The following is a 13951-nucleotide window of genomic DNA, read 5'->3' as shown; positions in this document are numbered from 1 at the left end:
AGCCTACCCGGCGAATGTCCGGAGAGGGCCGTGAGCGACGGCGCACTTGGGGCAACCACGCGTGTGCCTCGTGCGGCGCCGCCGTATGACCGCCTCGAGCTCGACGCCGTCCTTCGTCAGATGCCTTATCCGCGGCTTCCGGGACGGAAGCCAGATCTGCGCGCACCGAATGTGACAATGACGCCCGCAACCGCCAGGATAAAGACCGCCCATGGAAACGCGCCCGCTCCTGCGGCATCGAGAAGAATACCGCCCACGATGCTTCCAGAGGCAATCGCGGAATTCCACACCACGACATTCATTGACAGAGCAACGTCCGCGCCTTCACCGGCGGTATCGGCAAGGGCCGTCTGAAGGAAGGTTGCAGCGCCACCAAAAGTCAGGCCCCAGACCACGGCGGCAATGAGGACCGTTTCAGGATGGTGCCCGAACAGACCCAGAGCAAGAGCCATCAGAGCGAAAACCGACAGGCTGATCAGGACCGAACGGCGCAACGCGCGATCGACCAATTGTCCTGAAATCCAGATGCCCAGCAAGGATGCAACGCCAAAGATCAGCAGCACGAGATCTACGCGATCGCCCAAGTCGGCGCGTTCCGCGAATGGCGCGATGTAGGTATAAAGGATATTGTGGCCGAGCATCCAGAGCAGCACCACGGCGAGAACCGCGCGCACACCTGGCATGGCAATGACGCTGCCAAGACGAATTCGGCTTTCCGCTTTCTGGCCCGGATGGTCCGGCACGGCAATCAGGATCCACGCGATCAGCAGGGCGGATAGCCCGGACATGACCGCGAAGGCCATCTGCCATCCGATGGCGGTTCCAAGCCATGTGCCGAGCGGAACGCCCAGAGAGAGGGCAACAGGCGTGCCCACCATCGCAATGGCCATTGCTCGCCCTTGCTGCGCCGCCGAAACCATTCGCCGCGCGTATCCGCCGATCAGGCTCCACGCGAGCCCTGCTGCCGCCCCGGCCATGAACCGCGCGCCCATGGTCAGCCAATAGCTCTCCGACAGGGCTGTCGCTGAGTTGAAGATCAGAAAGCCGAAGACGGTCAGCAGTAGCACAGACCGACGTGGCCATGTTTGCGTCAGGATCGTCAGGGGAATGGCCGCCACGAGCGAGCCGAACGCATAGGCCGTCACGGTTTGTCCTGCCAGGGAGGGTGAAACACCGAGCCCATCGGACATCTGCGGCAGCAACCCCGCAGGCAAGGTCTCGGTCGCAATGCAGATAAAGCCTGTCATCGCCAGCGCCAGCAGGGCCGCGATGGGGAGGCGCTCTTCAGCGCCAAAATGTGTCGTGGTTGTCATTGGGAGTCCATTCCGTATCGAACGATACGGAATTAGAGGACGGTTACCGCCCTTGTCAATGACTTCTGTATCAACTAATTCATTAATCGTCAGGAGGACCAACATGGCAAGAACCGGAAGACCGCGCGGCTTCGACCGCGACGCGGCGCTCGACGCGGCGATGCACCTGTTCTGGGAACATGGCTTTGAGCCGACGACGCTCAACATGCTCAAGGAGGCCATGGGCGGCATCTCTCCCACCAGCTTCTACGCGGCCTTCGGATCTAAGGAGGCCCTGTTCCGGGAAGTCGTGGAACGGTATCGTGTCACGCATGGCAGCGTCACCGACATCCTGCGGGATGAGAGTCTTCCGCCGCGCGAGGTGGTCGAGACATGTCTGCGCCGCTCCGTCGCCATGCAGACGGATGCCTCTCATCCGATCGGCTGCCTTGTGACGCAAGCTGCGACGAATTGCGGCCCCGAAAACCAGTTTGCCGCCGAGGTTCTTTCGGCGGAGCGAAGGGCGAACTTCGACGCGATCTTCAAGCAAGTCGAGCGCGACATTGCATCAGGACACACGCCGCCGGACACCGACGCCCATGCGGTCGCGACCCTTTTCAGCACGTTCATGGTCGGGATCGCCACGTCGGCACGCGACGGCGCAAGCCGAGAGGCGCTTGAAAGGGCTGTAAGTTTGGCCATGGCAAGCTGGAGTGTCTGCCAGCCCACCGAGAAATAGCGGCCTCGACCGGCAACACGCCTTTGCATCTCCAGTCATGCTATTCGGAGAAACCAATGTCAGCTCTGTCCGCGCTGCCGACCTTCATCCTCGGAAAATGCTGCGCGATGGACGGATGGCCGGTTTGATGAAGCTGCACCGCGGCGATCGGTCAGGGACTGAACGGCAGGTTTGGGCCGGCCGCTACAAGCCGACCCAGCCAGTTCAGATGTCCACCGCCTCAGCGATTGCCAGCGCATCCTCCAGTTCGACGCCGAGGTAACGCACTGTGCTGTCCATCTTCGTATGGCCAAGAATGAGTTGCACCGCCCGCAGGTTGCCTGTCTTTCGGTATATCTGCGCAACCTTGGTGCGCCGCATGGAATGGGTGCCATAGGAGCTGGGCTCGAGGCCGATAGAGGTGACCCAGTTCCGGACGAGGCGAGCATACTGTCGCGTCGAGATGTGCGGCCGCTCGAGGAACCGCCCCGGCCAGAGATGCTCCGATCCAACCATGAGCGGGGCCTCGAGCCAGACGCCAATCGCTTTCCGGGTCCCTTCAGTGATCTCGAAGCTCACCGGCCTTCCTGTCTTGCTCTGAACGATCGCGCCTCGGTGCTTGACCTGCCCCGCCGCATAAATGTCGGCGACCTTGAGCCGCACCAGGTCGCAGCCGCGCAGCTTACTGTCGATGGCGAGGTTGAAGAGTGCCAGTCCGCGGGTCCGCTCTGCAATCTCGAGGCGGACCCGGATCGCCCAGACATGCTTCGGTTGGAGCGGACGTTTCTGGCCGACGAGGCGCCCCTTGTTCCAGGCGGGGCGGCAGGCGCGGATGACGGGCAGGTTGGTGGCGGGCATGACGGATCCTCCGATCCACCGCGCCCGCCACGTCTTCGGCATCGAGCCGATGGCCCATCCTACCATGACCCCAGCGCAGCGAAGGTTGGCTTCGAGCCCAATGTGTCCGCTTCTGCGAAGTGGATAGAGGACCGCTCTCGTCGTGCTGCGGTCTGGGTCGACAGGGGAGTGATGGCCGGGACCCTGTATCGGGTCCCGGCGCGTCTGGCTTCAGCTCTGCACGAAGCTGAGCAGGTCCGGGTTCACCAGATCGGGGTGCGTGGCGAAGAAGCCGTGCGACAGGCCCTCGTAAACCTTCAGCGTCCCGTTCGGCAGAAGTTTGACCGCCTTCTCGGCGGAGTTTGCGATCGGGACGACTTGGTCGTCATCGCCGTGCATCACCAGCGTCGGCACGTTCATCGCCTTGAGGTCCTCGGTCTGGTCGGTCTCGGAGAACACCGCGATACACTGGTAATGTGCGGACGCGCTGCCCATCATGCCCTGGCGCCACCAGTTGTTGATCAGACCCTGGCTGACATCCGCACCGTCGCGGTTGAAGCCGTAGAAAGGACCCGACGGAACATCGAGGTAGAACTGCGCACGGTTTGCGGCCAGTGCGGCCCGGAACCCGTCGAATACCTCAAGCGGCACACCGTCCGGGTTGGCGTCGGTCTGCAGCATTAGGGGCGGGATCGCCCCCAGCAGCGCGGCCTTGGCGACACGTCCCGACTCGGCCTTGGCCACGTAGGCCGCGACTTCACCGCCGCCTGTCGAATGGCCGACATGGATCGCGTTTTGCAAATCAAGCGCCGCGGCAAGATCGACGACGTCGTTTGAATAGGTCGCCATGTCATGGCCAAGGTCGGTCTGGTCCGAGCGGCCATGTCCACGCCGGTCATATGCGATCACGCGGTACCCGTTGGCGAGGAAGAACAACATCTGGTTGTCCCAGTCATCGCTGCTGAGCGGCCAGCCGTGATGAAAGACGATCGGCTGCGCATCGCGCGGGCCCCAGTCCTTGTAGAAAATCTTGGTGCCGTCGCGTGTTTCGATGGTGGACATGATGATGTCTCCTTCTTGTTGAGTAGAGGTTTGGGCGGCAAGCGCGGCGGGTATCGCCGAGACCAGCGCAGTTGCTGCACCCACCTGCAAAACGGTGCGTCTGGTGGGTTCGTATCGGGTCATGGTCACTGGCTCCGCAGGGCTTGTTCGATGAAGCCAATGTTGCAATTTGGAGGGCGATCTACGATTGTCACAAATGACAAAGAGAGGTTCAAAAGTGACAAGTGCGAAGAGAGGCTGGGTCTGCGAGATCGGCCTGCTGATCTACCCCGACTGCCAGTTGTCCGCGATCTACGGGCTGACCGATCTGTTCCGGATTGCGGGAGACTGGGCAGAGGGTGACACCGCGCGACAGGTTCGGGTCTCGCATTGGCGTGCCGGGGAAGACGGCGAGCTCACCTGCGCCTGGGACACCCACCCGACCGAGCCCCATCGCCTGGGGTACGTGATCACACCGCCCAGCGTCGCCATGCCCGAACAGATGCAGCCCATGCCAAAAGAGGCCGCGTGGCTTCGCGAAAGACACAAGGATGGCAGTCGCGTCTGTTCGATCTGTGCCGGTGCCTTCGTTCTGGCTGAAAGCGGATTGCTCAAAGGCAGGCGTGTGACGACGCATTGGGCGTTCGCCAAACATCTTGCAGAACGCTACCAGGAGATCGAGGTTGCCGACCGGAATCTGGTGCTGGACGATGGCGATGTCATATCAGCGGGCGGCATCCTTGCCTGGACCGACCTCGGCCTGACCCTCGTCGAACGTCTCTTCGGACGCAGTACGATGCTGTCGACGGCCCGATTTCTGGTCATCCAGCCGCCGCGAGCCACGCAGCTTCCGTTTACCGAGTTCATTCCGGATTTCGATCATGGGGATCAGGCGGTCTTGCGTGTCCAGCACCACATCCACGCCGATCTGACTGCATCGCTGAACCTGGACGATCTCTCTGATCTTGCACACCTGGGAAAACGAACCTTCATGCGCCGTTTCGCCAAGGCGACGTCGCTCACCCCGACCGAGTACATTCAACAGGCCCGCGTGGCCAAAGCCCGAGGTATTCTGGAGCTGACCAACCGTCCCCTGGATCAGGTGGCGTGGGAGGTCGGATACAAGGACCCCTCTGCCTTCAGCAAGATCTTCCAGCGTATCTCTGGGATCTCAGCCTCGGAGTATCGGCACCATTTTGGTGTCTAGCCAACGCTGCCGTAGCCGTTAGCCAAGGCAAAGGCAGGCCTTGGAACAATCGCAGCGGATTGACGCTTTTCCCGCATAGCTGACCCTAGCATGTGCCTATGCCCCCCGGGCATGACAACAGCCGCTTTGGAGAGGCTGCACTGCGGCGTAAGCGCGACATGTGATGATCCGGTTTGGGCCGAGACCGGCTAAGTTCCGTTTTCCTGTCCGAAGCGGCCGCCCAAAGCCGCGATTGGCCAGCTTCGGGCTGCGAGTTCTCCCGGCGCCACCAGGCTACCTCGATCCACTGTCCTTGATATCCGCAGCGCATGCCTCGCCGCGTCGGTCCAACCTCAGCTCGCTTTTCCGTTTCCGACACGATGATCCGATCTCCCGACCTCCCCAGCAGGAGGTCGATAGGTGGAAGAGGCGCAGAAGGAACATCCGGTGGTCATGCGGATGCAGGGGCTCTGGCCGGAGACCATCAAGGGCTATGAGAAGCATCGCAAACGCGAAGGCGGTGATACCGGCCATGTGGACCCTTCCCGCTCAGGTCTGAACAAGCGCCTCATCGGCCGGGAGGACTGGGCGCAGTTCGTGCGCCGGGAGATCCAGCGGATGCGGCTCGCGAACTTCGATCGCGAGCTGGCGCAGCTTCGGAAGCGCCGTCGGACCGCAGAGATCGAGAGGCGGCTGGTGGAGGGACCCAAGGATCCTTGGCGCCCGACGCGGCATGGGCCAATGCGGGAAGTCATCCTTACGGCCAATGCCGAGTGGTTCGAGGGGCCCGATGGCGATCCGTTCGGGGACGGCTACGGGCCCCGCGAGCAGGCTTTCCAACGGCTTGCCGTAGCCTGGCTCAGGAAGACCTTCGGCGACGACTGCGTCCATGCGCGCGCGGACCGTGACGAGAAGGCCTTCCACATCCATGCCGTGATCCTGCCGCGCGCCGTCGGCAGGGACGGGCGCATGATGCTACAACCCTCGCAGCATCCGGTCATCCGACACTACGAGACGGGGCAGGACGATATCGGCGCCTGGTTCGCGGCCGCCGAGATCGGGCTTAAGCGCGGCGAGCGCCGGAAGGCGAAGGTCCGCGAGGCCATCAAGCACAACACACAGCTGCGAAAGGACCAGAAGACGGGGCAGCGGCTGGAGGAGGCCGAGGAGCCCCTGCCGGAGTATCGGCAGCATGTCAGCCCGCGCAAATGGCGCGAGGCGCAGGAGTGCAAGTTTGCCGAGCGCGACACCGCCATCGCTGCCCGCGAGGAGAGCGTCCGCGACGCCGAGGCCGCCCTTGCCGAGCGCGAGACACGGGCAGACTTGAAGGATCGTCAGGCGGACGAGGTGCTGTCGGTCGCTCAGGCCGTGGCGGAGGGCGATCTCACCGGCCTGGCGCAAGACCAGAACCCCGGGGCGCAAGACGAACCTCGCCCCGGCAAGCCGACGCTGGCGCGGCGTCTGTTCGGGAAGGCCATCGATCTTCTTCGAGCAGAGCAACAGGCAAAGGCCCGCGAGGAGGTCGCCGGAGCTTTGGACCAAATCCGCCACGCGGATAACGCGATCGTCGAGATCGCGAACCTTCTGCCAATGGGCGCGCGCCGGCAGATTGCCGCGGCTCGCAAGACGCTCAGCCGCGCCATCATCGCGCTTCGTGGGCACGCCAGCGGACCCCAAGGGAAAGAAGACCAGAAGCGAGCAGGGAGGGAGGAGCCACTGCGCGAATGACTTTTTTCGCCGCACGCGCTTCCGGGCAGAAGCAGTCGGACGGAGATACTGGTCGGGGCCGGGATGGCCCCTTCCAACCATCAAAAGAAAGGACGACCTGATGATCGACGAACCGAAGACCCAGCCGACGCCGAGCCTCCCCGTAACCGGCCAGCAGCCCGAGGCGAAGAAGCGCCGCAAGAAGCCGCCTCTGATCGACTTCGACGCGCTGGATGCCCACCAGCAGAAGACGATCCACAACATCGCGACGGCCGGTGCCCGTGTCGCCACTGCCCAGCAGAAGATCCGGGAGGGCCAGCTGCGCGCGATGAAGGTCACGCTGGCCGAGATCCTGGCCGATCACGAGGAGGCCGATGCCCGCTTTCTCGACGTTTTCTTCCGGGAACTGCTCGAGAAAGCGAGTGCGGCGAATGCGAAGAAGATCGCCGCGCACCCGCTCTGCCCCACCGACCTGGCCGCGCGCCACCGGCCTGCCGCCTGATCGATCCGCTGTGCCGATCCAAACAAAAGGGCGCAGCGATTGCTGCGCCCTTTGCCATGGCGGTTTCGTCCTCAGCCGAAGCAGCGCCGCGCCCGAGCCGCCGATCAGCCCTGGCCGTCCCACGGGGTGGGCCCCTCGGGCAGGCTGCGGCCGAAGACGTTCTCCCGGTGCCAGCGCAGATTCTCCGGATGCGGCGCATTCCGCGGGTCCCCCGGCCTAACCAGCTTGCCATCGGCTGCCAGCAGCCGCCCCACGACGTCCCCGGGCACCTTGTTGTGCGAGACGAGGATCGTCTTGCAGTCATCGGCGACCGAGATCAGGCCGCGATCGAACATCCAGTGCAGTGTCCCGGACAGCGCCAGCCCGTTGCGCACCGAGTCGCTGCCCTGGCTCTCTACGGGGCGAATATGCGCCGCCTGCACCTCCGGCCGCCCCCCACCGTTGCGCAGCATCAGGCCCGACATGGCGCAGCGGTAGCCATAGGCCTCCCGCACCTTCCGGCGGAACGCCACCTCGCGGTAGGGTCTTCGGGTGAGGCGCTCGAGCACCGGACGCTCGAACACCTCGGCGCCCTCATCCAGCTCGGCCGGCTGCGGGTCGTAGCGCGTCGCCTCTACCCGCTCCAAGTCCTGAGGCAGCCCGAAATTGACGATGCGGGCGAAGTCCGCCTCGGGCAGCCGCCGCACGGCAAGCTGCACCGCCCCGCCTTTCTTCGGCGTCCCGTCCGGCTCGGTCAGTGCCACTTCCATGGGACGGCCGTCCAGCAACCGCGGCACCTCGCGGTCGAAGGGCAGGAAGCTCCCCGGCTCGATCATCGCGAGAAAGCGTCCCTGGGCGCCCGGCTTCGGGATAATCCTCTCGATCTTGGCCACTGCGAAATAGCCGCGCGGGCCTGCCTTGACCGGCTCGTAGTAGACGATCCACTCCCCTACGGCCTCCTGGACCGCCTTCAAGTAAGCGCGCGGAAAGTCATAGACGACGTCCGGCTCGTCCTCGTAAATCGAGTCGGACTTGTTCAGGAGAACGAGCTTCGTCATCCGCCCAGGAAATCCGTAGCCCGTGAAAACGCAAGAATTTTCAGCAAGCGCCATCCCCGGACCGATCCCCATGCACCACCTTTCTGGATGGAGCGGGAGCTTGCTCTTTCACGCGATCTGAAAGTGCAAACAACGGCCAAGCAGCGCCCCCTTCGCCCCCTGCCGTCAGCGATGCTTTTCGACGAATCCGGCGAACTTCGTCAGCCAGCCGCCCAGGAAGTCGATCGCCGAGGCCTCGATGATGCGGTCGTCCTGCATCAGTCCCTCGCTCGCCTGCATGTAGACCTGCGGCAGGCCCATGACCTGCATGCCCAGCACCGTGGCCCGCTCGCGCAGCTCCTTCTGCGCGCCCAGCGTCCCCGGCGCGCCCGGGCTGATGCCGCTGATCGCCGCCGGCTTGTCCGGCCAGCAGGATTCGCCCATCGGGCGCGACCCCCAGTCCAGCGCATTGACCATCGCCGGGGTGGTCCCGCGGTTGTACTCGGGCGTGATCAGCATCACCGCATCGGCGGCCTGCACCTCCTGCTTCATCCGCAGGACGGGCACCGGCGGGTCGGCCCAGAGGTCCTCGTTGTAAAGCGGCAGATCGCCGATCTCGCAAAACCGCATCTCGAGCGTCCCTTCGGCAAGCCGGGCGAGCGCATGGGCGTAACGGCGGTTCAGCGACTGCGCGCGCAGCGATCCGACGAGAACGGCGACGGTGGGCATAGGCATGGGCTTCTCCTGATGTCTCGCCCGCGCAAGCTAAGACGGCGCCTCCGCGCGGAAAGGCCGGGTTGCACCGCGCCGCGCCTTTTCCTATATGCGGGGTCGAGAGGTTGGCGCGGGCAGGCGCCTCGCCAACCCGGTCAGGTCCGGAAGGAAGCAGCCGTAACGAGCCCCGCTTGGGTCGTTGTCCAGCCTCTCACCTTTTCCCTTTCGAAAACCCGTCGCGATGTCCTGGCTCCCCGGCCAACCGGTCCGGGCTGCCCTCCGGCACGGCGGCGCGATGCAGGGGGGCGGTGGATCTTGCCGCCCCGCGCGCTTACCCTGCCGCGTGACCCAAGCCCCGGACCCCCTGACCATGACCGACACGCCGTCCTACCAGGTGCTCGCCCGCAAGTACCGGCCCGAGACCTTCGCCGATCTCGTCGGCCAGGACGCGATGGTGCGCACGCTGAAGAACGCCTTCGCCACGGGGCGCATCGCGCAGGCCTTCATGATGACGGGCATCCGCGGCACCGGGAAGACGACGACCGCCCGGATCATCGCCAAGGGGCTGAACTGCACCGGTCCCGACGGCAAGGGCGGGCCGACGATCGAGCCCTGCGGTGTCTGCGACAACTGCCGCGCCATCGCCACCGGCACCCATGTCGACGTGATGGAGATGGACGCCGCCTCCCACACCGGCGTGCAGAACATCCGCGATGCGATCATCGACACGGTCAGCTACCGGGCGGTCTCGGCACGCTACAAGATCTTCATCATCGACGAGGTGCACATGCTCAGCACCTCGGCCTTCAACGCGCTCCTCAAGACGCTGGAAGAGCCGCCCGAGCATGTGAAGTTCATCTTCGCCACCACCGAGATCCGCAAGGTGCCGGTGACGGTCCTCTCGCGCTGCCAGCGCTTCGACCTGCGCCGGATCGAACCCGAGACGATGATCGCCCTGCTGCGCCGCATCTCCGACGCCGAGGGCGCCGAGATCACCGACGAGGCGCTGGCTCTGATCACCCGCGCCGCCGAGGGCTCCGCCCGCGACGCCGAATCCCTGCTCGACCAGGCGATCTCCCATGGCGCGGGCGAGACGACGGCCGACCAGGTGCGCGGGATGCTGGGCCTCGCCGACCGGGGGCGCGTGCTCGACCTCTTCGAGATGATCCTCAAGGGGCAGGCCGCCGAGGCGCTCGAGGAGTTGGGCGCGCAATATGCCGACGGCGCCGATCCGATGGCGGTGCTGCGCGATCTGGCCGAGATCGCCCATTGGGTCAGCGTCATCAAGATCACCCCCGGCGCCGCCGACGATCCGACCGTCGGCCCGGACGAACGCGCCCGCGGCGCCGCCTTCGCCGAGAATCTTCCGATGCGGGTGCTGACACGGCTGTGGCAGATGCTGCTCAAGGCGCTGGAAGAGGTCGGCGGCGCCCCCAACGCGATGATGGCCGCCGAGATGGCGGTGATCCGGCTGACCCATGTCGCCGACCTCCCCTCTCCCGAGGAACTCGTGCGCCGGCTGCAGGACGCCCCGCCGCCGCCACCCGCGCCCTCCGGCGGCGGTGCCCCCGCGCCCCGTGGAGGCGGTGGTGGCGGCGGCGAGGCGCGCGGCGGCCCGGCCCCCTCCGCCCCGCGCGGATCCGGCGCGCAGGCGGCCCTTGCCGAGGCGCCCGATCCCGGCCTCGCCCGCTACGCCAGCTTCGAGCATGTGATCGAGCTGGTGCGCGCCAAGCGCGACGTGCAGCTGCTGGTCGAGATCGAGGGCGGCATCCGCCTCGTCCGCTACGCCCCGGGCCGGATCGAGTTCGAGCCTGCCCCTTCCGCGCCGCGCGACCTCGCCCAGCGCCTTGGCCAGCGCCTCCACCTCTGGACGGGAAACCGCTGGGTCATCACCCTCGCCTCCTCCGGCGGCGCTCCCAGCATCACCGAGGCCCGCGACGCCGAGGCGCTGGCCCTGCGCGGCGAGGCCGAGACGCATCCCTTCGTGCAGGCGGCCCTGGCGGCCTTCCCCGGCGCCCGCATCACCGAGGTGCGCCCCGCCAAGGAGGCCGAGCAGCAGGCCGAGGTCGAGGCCCTCGCCGAGGTCGAGGACGAGTGGGACCCCTTCGAGGAAGACTGAGCCGCCCTTGCGAGGCGGCCCCCGCGTCCGTATCTGCAGGCAAAGACACAGGAGAACCCCATGTTCAAAGGTCTCGGCGGTTTGGGCGACATGTCCAAGATGATGAAAGCCGCGCAGGAGATGCAGGACAAGTACGGCGCCCTGCAGGAAGAGCTCGAGGCACAGACGGTGACCGGCGAATCCGGCGCCGGCCTTGTGAAGGCGACCGCCACGCTAAAGGGCGAGCTGAAGGCGCTGGACATCGATCCCTCGATCTTCGTCGCCTCCGAAAAGGAAGTGGTCGAGGACCTGATCCTCGCCGCGATCAAGGACGCCCAGTCCCGCGCGCAGGAAAAGATGCAGGCCGAGATGCAGCGCATGATGGGCGACATGGGCCTGCCCCCCGGCTTCAAGATGCCGTTCTAGGACGAGGAGGCCGCGCCCTGCCCCAGACCGCTGCCCGCGGCCGGGCCGAAAGGCGCCCGGCCCCCCTTCATGTTTCTGAAAATACTCACGGCGCCCGGCTGACGCCGGTGATCCGCGCGAGATGAGCGCCGAAGGCGACGAGGCGATCCAGAGGCTGATCGCCCTGATGGCGCGGCTGCCGGGGCTTGGCCCGCGCTCGGCCCGGCGGGCCGTGCTGCAGCTCGTCAAGAAGAAGGGCGCGCTGCTGCTGCCCCTCGCCGAGGCGATGCGCGAGGTCGCCGAGACGGCGCGCGAATGCGTGAACTGCGGCAATATCGCCACCCGCGACCTGTGCGAGATCTGCGCCGATCCCAAGCGCAGGACCGGGCAGATCTGCGTTGTCGAGGATGTCGCCGACCTCTGGGCGATGGAGCGGGCGCAGGTCTTTCGCGGCCGATACCACGTGCTCGGCGGCACGCTCTCCGCGCTCGATGCCGTCGGCCCCGAAGAGCTGCGCATCCCCCGGCTGGTGGAGCGCGTGCGCGAGGAGGAGGCGAGCGAGATCATCCTCGCCCTCGCCGCCACGATCGACGGGCAGACGACGGCGCATTACATCGCCGACCAGCTTCCCGGCACCTCCGTCACCAGCCTCGCGCAGGGCGTGCCGGTGGGCGGAGAGCTCGATTACCTCGACGACGGGACGATCACCGCCGCCCTCAAGGCGCGCCGCGCGCTTTAATCCGCGCGCCGCGTCACCTCGTCGACGGCGGCGCTGACCAATTCAAGGCAGTCCGGGCTGGAAAAGCGGTGATCGGCACCGCTCACAAGCGTCAGCCGCAAGTCGGGCGAGGTCGCATGCTCCAGCAGACGCAGCGCCCAGGCGGTCGGCACGGCCTCGTCCTCGGTTCCCTGCATCAGCCGCACCGGGAAGGGCAGCGGCAGCGGGCGGTCCAGCACGCTTTGCGCACGCCCGTCCTCGATCAGCCGGCGGGTGACGGGATAGGGATCGCCCCAGCCCTCGTCCCGCTCGACCGCGCCTTCGGTCATCAGCCGCTCCTGTCCAGCGGCATCGAGCTCGGTCCAGAAGCTCTCGGTGAAATCCGGCGCCGCGGCGATGAGGGCGAGGCCGGCGATGCGCTCGGGTCTGGCGCGGGCCAGCAGCAGCGCGATCCAGCCGCCCATCGAACTGCCGACGAGGATCTGCGGCCCCTCCGTCATCTCGAGCACGGCGGCGGCATCCTCGGCCCAGTCGCCGATGCAGCCTTCCTCGAACAGCCCCTCCGAGGCGCCGTGCCCCGAGTAGTCGAAGCGGGTGAAGCCGCGCCCCGCCTCTTCGGCCCAGCGCTGCAGGTACTGCGCCTTCGTCCCCTCCATGTCCGAGCGGAAGCCGCCGAGGAACAGGATGCCGGGCCCCTCCCCTTCGGTGCTGGCATAGGCGATGCGGCGGCCCTGCGGCGTGGTCAGGTAGTCGGTCATGGCATCCTCTGTCTGCGGCTGCGCCAGATCTGTCGCCCTGCGAGACGGTGACAAGTTACCCTCTTGTCACGTGACTATAGGATCACCTAACGTCATCCCATGGACGCGATCTTCAAGGCCCTGAACGACCCGGCGCGGCGCGCGCTTCTCGACAGCCTGCGGCGCCGGGACGGGCAGACCCTGAAGGAGCTGGAACAGCAGTTGGAGATGACCCGCTTCGGCGTGATGAAGCACCTCAAGGTGCTGGAAGAGGCGCAGCTCGTCGTTCCCCGGCGCGCGGGCCGCTTCAAGCACCACTACCTCAATGCCGTGCCCCTGCAGGAGGCGCTGGACCGCTGGATCGAGCCGTTCCGCGCCGCCCCGCTGGCCCGCAGCCTCCTCGACCTCAAGCATACACTGGAAGGACCGCCCCCGATGACCAAGCCCGATCTCGTCGCCGTCACCTTCATCCGCTGCACGCCCGAGGCGCTGTGGCAGGCCCTGACCGATGCGCAGGCCTATGCCCGCTGGGATTTCCTCGGCCAGACGGCCGAGCGCGACGGCGCGACCGTGACCTACCGCCTGCCCGACGGCACCGTCACCCTGCTCGCCCGCGACCTCGAGGTGGAGGCACCCCGCCGCCTCGTCACCAGCTTCGAGCCGAAGTGGGACGATGTGACCGCCCCCAGCCGCGTCACCTACCTGATCGAGACCGAGGGCAATTTCTGCAAGCTCACCGTCGAGCACTTCGACCTGACCAACGACCCCGATGGCGGCACCGCCGAGGGCTGGCACCGGTCGCTCGCCGGGCTCAAGACCTACCTCGAGACGGGGCAGGACGCGAACTTCGGCGGCGCCTACCTGATGGAGCAGATGTAGCGCACAGGCCCCTCGGGCGGCGTTGACACCCGCCGCCCGCTTCGGCACATCGATCCGGCGCATGTCGCGCGTCATACCCGCAACCGGGCGTTCCGTGGGCG

14 protein-coding genes and 1 other RNA gene are annotated in these 13951 nt (G+C 66.2%); 9 read left to right on the top strand and 6 right to left on the bottom strand.

The window, feature by feature from the left end; all coding sequences use genetic code 11:
• Window positions 1-125 precede the first annotated feature (125 nt).
• On the bottom strand, window positions 126-1313 hold the full coding sequence (locus DFP88_RS10795; protein ID WP_110814493.1) for an MFS transporter: 1188 nt from the start codon (window positions 1311-1313) through the stop codon (window positions 126-128).
• Between the two features lie 103 nt (window positions 1314-1416).
• Here DFP88_RS10795 and DFP88_RS10790 point away from each other — a divergent pair, with 103 nt between their 5' ends.
• Window positions 1417-2031 (top strand): TetR/AcrR family transcriptional regulator, encoded by a 615-nt coding sequence (locus DFP88_RS10790; protein ID WP_110814492.1) that lies wholly within the window; start codon window positions 1417-1419, stop codon window positions 2029-2031.
• Window positions 2032-2235: 204 nt separating this feature from the next.
• Here the strand turns inward: DFP88_RS10790 and DFP88_RS10785 are convergent, their stop codons facing one another.
• On the bottom strand, window positions 2236-2868 hold the full coding sequence (locus DFP88_RS10785) for a tyrosine-type recombinase/integrase (protein WP_110814491.1): 633 nt from the start codon (window positions 2866-2868) through the stop codon (window positions 2236-2238).
• Window positions 2869-3078: 210 nt separating this feature from the next.
• Window positions 3079-4032 carry an alpha/beta fold hydrolase gene (locus DFP88_RS10780; protein WP_110814490.1) on the bottom strand — a complete coding sequence of 318 codons (954 nt, stop codon included), beginning with the start codon at window positions 4030-4032 and terminating at the stop codon, window positions 3079-3081.
• A 94-nt stretch (window positions 4033-4126) separates the two neighbouring features.
• Here DFP88_RS10780 and DFP88_RS10775 point away from each other — a divergent pair, with 94 nt between their 5' ends.
• The 3 genes from DFP88_RS10775 (at window position 4127) to DFP88_RS10765 (ending at window position 7283) form a co-directional block, all read left to right on the top strand.
• Window positions 4127-5095, top strand: a complete 969-nt coding sequence (locus DFP88_RS10775) for a GlxA family transcriptional regulator (RefSeq protein ID WP_220032320.1) — start codon at window positions 4127-4129, stop codon at window positions 5093-5095.
• A gap of 399 nt (window positions 5096-5494) precedes the next feature.
• Complete coding sequence (locus DFP88_RS10770; protein ID WP_110814487.1) at window positions 5495-6802, top strand: plasmid recombination protein; 1308 nt, start codon at window positions 5495-5497, stop codon at window positions 6800-6802.
• A 100-nt stretch (window positions 6803-6902) separates the two neighbouring features.
• A complete protein-coding gene (locus DFP88_RS10765; RefSeq protein WP_110814486.1) occupies window positions 6903-7283 on the top strand; it encodes a hypothetical protein in 381 nt (126 codons plus the stop codon).
• Window positions 7284-7387: 104 nt separating this feature from the next.
• On the opposite strand, the gene DFP88_RS10760 is transcribed toward DFP88_RS10765, so the two are convergent.
• The gene (locus tag DFP88_RS10760) at window positions 7388-8320 is read right to left on the bottom strand and encodes an HNH endonuclease (RefSeq protein ID WP_110814485.1); all 933 of its coding nucleotides are present in this window, start codon (window positions 8318-8320) and stop codon (window positions 7388-7390) included.
• A 165-nt stretch (window positions 8321-8485) separates the two neighbouring features.
• Entirely contained in the window at window positions 8486-9034 is a 549-nt protein-coding gene (locus DFP88_RS10755; RefSeq protein WP_110814484.1) for an NADPH-dependent FMN reductase, read from the bottom strand.
• Window positions 9035-9132: 98 nt separating this feature from the next.
• Between DFP88_RS10755 and ffs the strand changes: the two genes are divergently transcribed.
• The 4 genes from ffs to recR all read left to right on the top strand — a co-directional run bounded on the left by ffs (window position 9133) and on the right by recR (window position 12255).
• Window positions 9133-9229, top strand: an RNA gene (ffs, locus tag DFP88_RS10750) — signal recognition particle sRNA small type.
• A gap of 154 nt (window positions 9230-9383) precedes the next feature.
• Window positions 9384-11132 carry a DNA polymerase III subunit gamma/tau gene (locus tag DFP88_RS10745; protein WP_110814483.1) on the top strand — a complete coding sequence of 583 codons (1749 nt, stop codon included), beginning with the start codon at window positions 9384-9386 and terminating at the stop codon, window positions 11130-11132.
• Window positions 11133-11192: 60 nt separating this feature from the next.
• On the top strand, window positions 11193-11537 hold the full coding sequence (locus DFP88_RS10740; protein ID WP_110814482.1) for a YbaB/EbfC family nucleoid-associated protein: 345 nt from the start codon (window positions 11193-11195) through the stop codon (window positions 11535-11537).
• Window positions 11538-11658: 121 nt separating this feature from the next.
• Window positions 11659-12255, top strand: coding sequence for a recombination mediator RecR (gene recR / locus DFP88_RS10735; protein WP_110814481.1), 597 nt, complete (start codon window positions 11659-11661; stop codon window positions 12253-12255).
• On the opposite strand, the gene DFP88_RS10730 is transcribed toward recR, so the two are convergent.
• Complete coding sequence (locus tag DFP88_RS10730; protein WP_110814480.1) at window positions 12252-12992, bottom strand: alpha/beta fold hydrolase; 741 nt, start codon at window positions 12990-12992, stop codon at window positions 12252-12254. The genes recR and DFP88_RS10730 overlap by 4 nt on opposite strands.
• Before the next feature lie 99 nt (window positions 12993-13091).
• Here DFP88_RS10730 and DFP88_RS10725 point away from each other — a divergent pair, with 99 nt between their 5' ends.
• Window positions 13092-13850 (top strand): ArsR/SmtB family transcription factor, encoded by a 759-nt coding sequence (locus tag DFP88_RS10725; protein WP_110814479.1) that lies wholly within the window; start codon window positions 13092-13094, stop codon window positions 13848-13850.
• Window positions 13851-13951 lie beyond the last annotated feature (101 nt).

Origin of the sequence: Pseudoroseicyclus aestuarii (assembly GCF_003217255.1) — a bacterium.
GTDB classification, from domain to species: Bacteria; Pseudomonadota; Alphaproteobacteria; order Rhodobacterales; family Rhodobacteraceae; genus Pseudoroseicyclus; species Pseudoroseicyclus aestuarii.
Note: the sequence above shows the minus strand (reverse complement) of the source record. Positions and strands in the feature narration are given on the sequence as shown.

Coding starts and splice junctions, on each gene's coding strand:
- DFP88_RS10755 (WP_110814484.1), bottom strand. CDS start 9,034: ATGCCTATGCCCACCGTCGCCGTTCTCGTCGGATCGCTGCGCGCGCAG.
- DFP88_RS10760 (WP_110814485.1), bottom strand. CDS start 8,320: ATGACGAAGCTCGTTCTCCTGAACAAGTCCGACTCGATTTACGAGGAC.
- DFP88_RS10795 (WP_110814493.1), bottom strand. CDS start 1,313: ATGACAACCACGACACATTTTGGCGCTGAAGAGCGCCTCCCCATCGCG.
- DFP88_RS10790 (WP_110814492.1), top strand. CDS start 1,417: ATGGCAAGAACCGGAAGACCGCGCGGCTTCGACCGCGACGCGGCGCTC.
- DFP88_RS10740 (WP_110814482.1), top strand. CDS start 11,193: ATGTTCAAAGGTCTCGGCGGTTTGGGCGACATGTCCAAGATGATGAAA.
- recR (WP_110814481.1), top strand. CDS start 11,659: ATGAGCGCCGAAGGCGACGAGGCGATCCAGAGGCTGATCGCCCTGATG.
- DFP88_RS10780 (WP_110814490.1), bottom strand. CDS start 4,032: ATGACCCGATACGAACCCACCAGACGCACCGTTTTGCAGGTGGGTGCA.
- DFP88_RS10785 (WP_110814491.1), bottom strand. CDS start 2,868: ATGCCCGCCACCAACCTGCCCGTCATCCGCGCCTGCCGCCCCGCCTGG.
- DFP88_RS10725 (WP_110814479.1), top strand. CDS start 13,092: ATGGACGCGATCTTCAAGGCCCTGAACGACCCGGCGCGGCGCGCGCTT.
- DFP88_RS10765 (WP_110814486.1), top strand. CDS start 6,903: ATGATCGACGAACCGAAGACCCAGCCGACGCCGAGCCTCCCCGTAACC.
- DFP88_RS10745 (WP_110814483.1), top strand. CDS start 9,384: ATGACCGACACGCCGTCCTACCAGGTGCTCGCCCGCAAGTACCGGCCC.
- DFP88_RS10730 (WP_110814480.1), bottom strand. CDS start 12,992: ATGACCGACTACCTGACCACGCCGCAGGGCCGCCGCATCGCCTATGCC.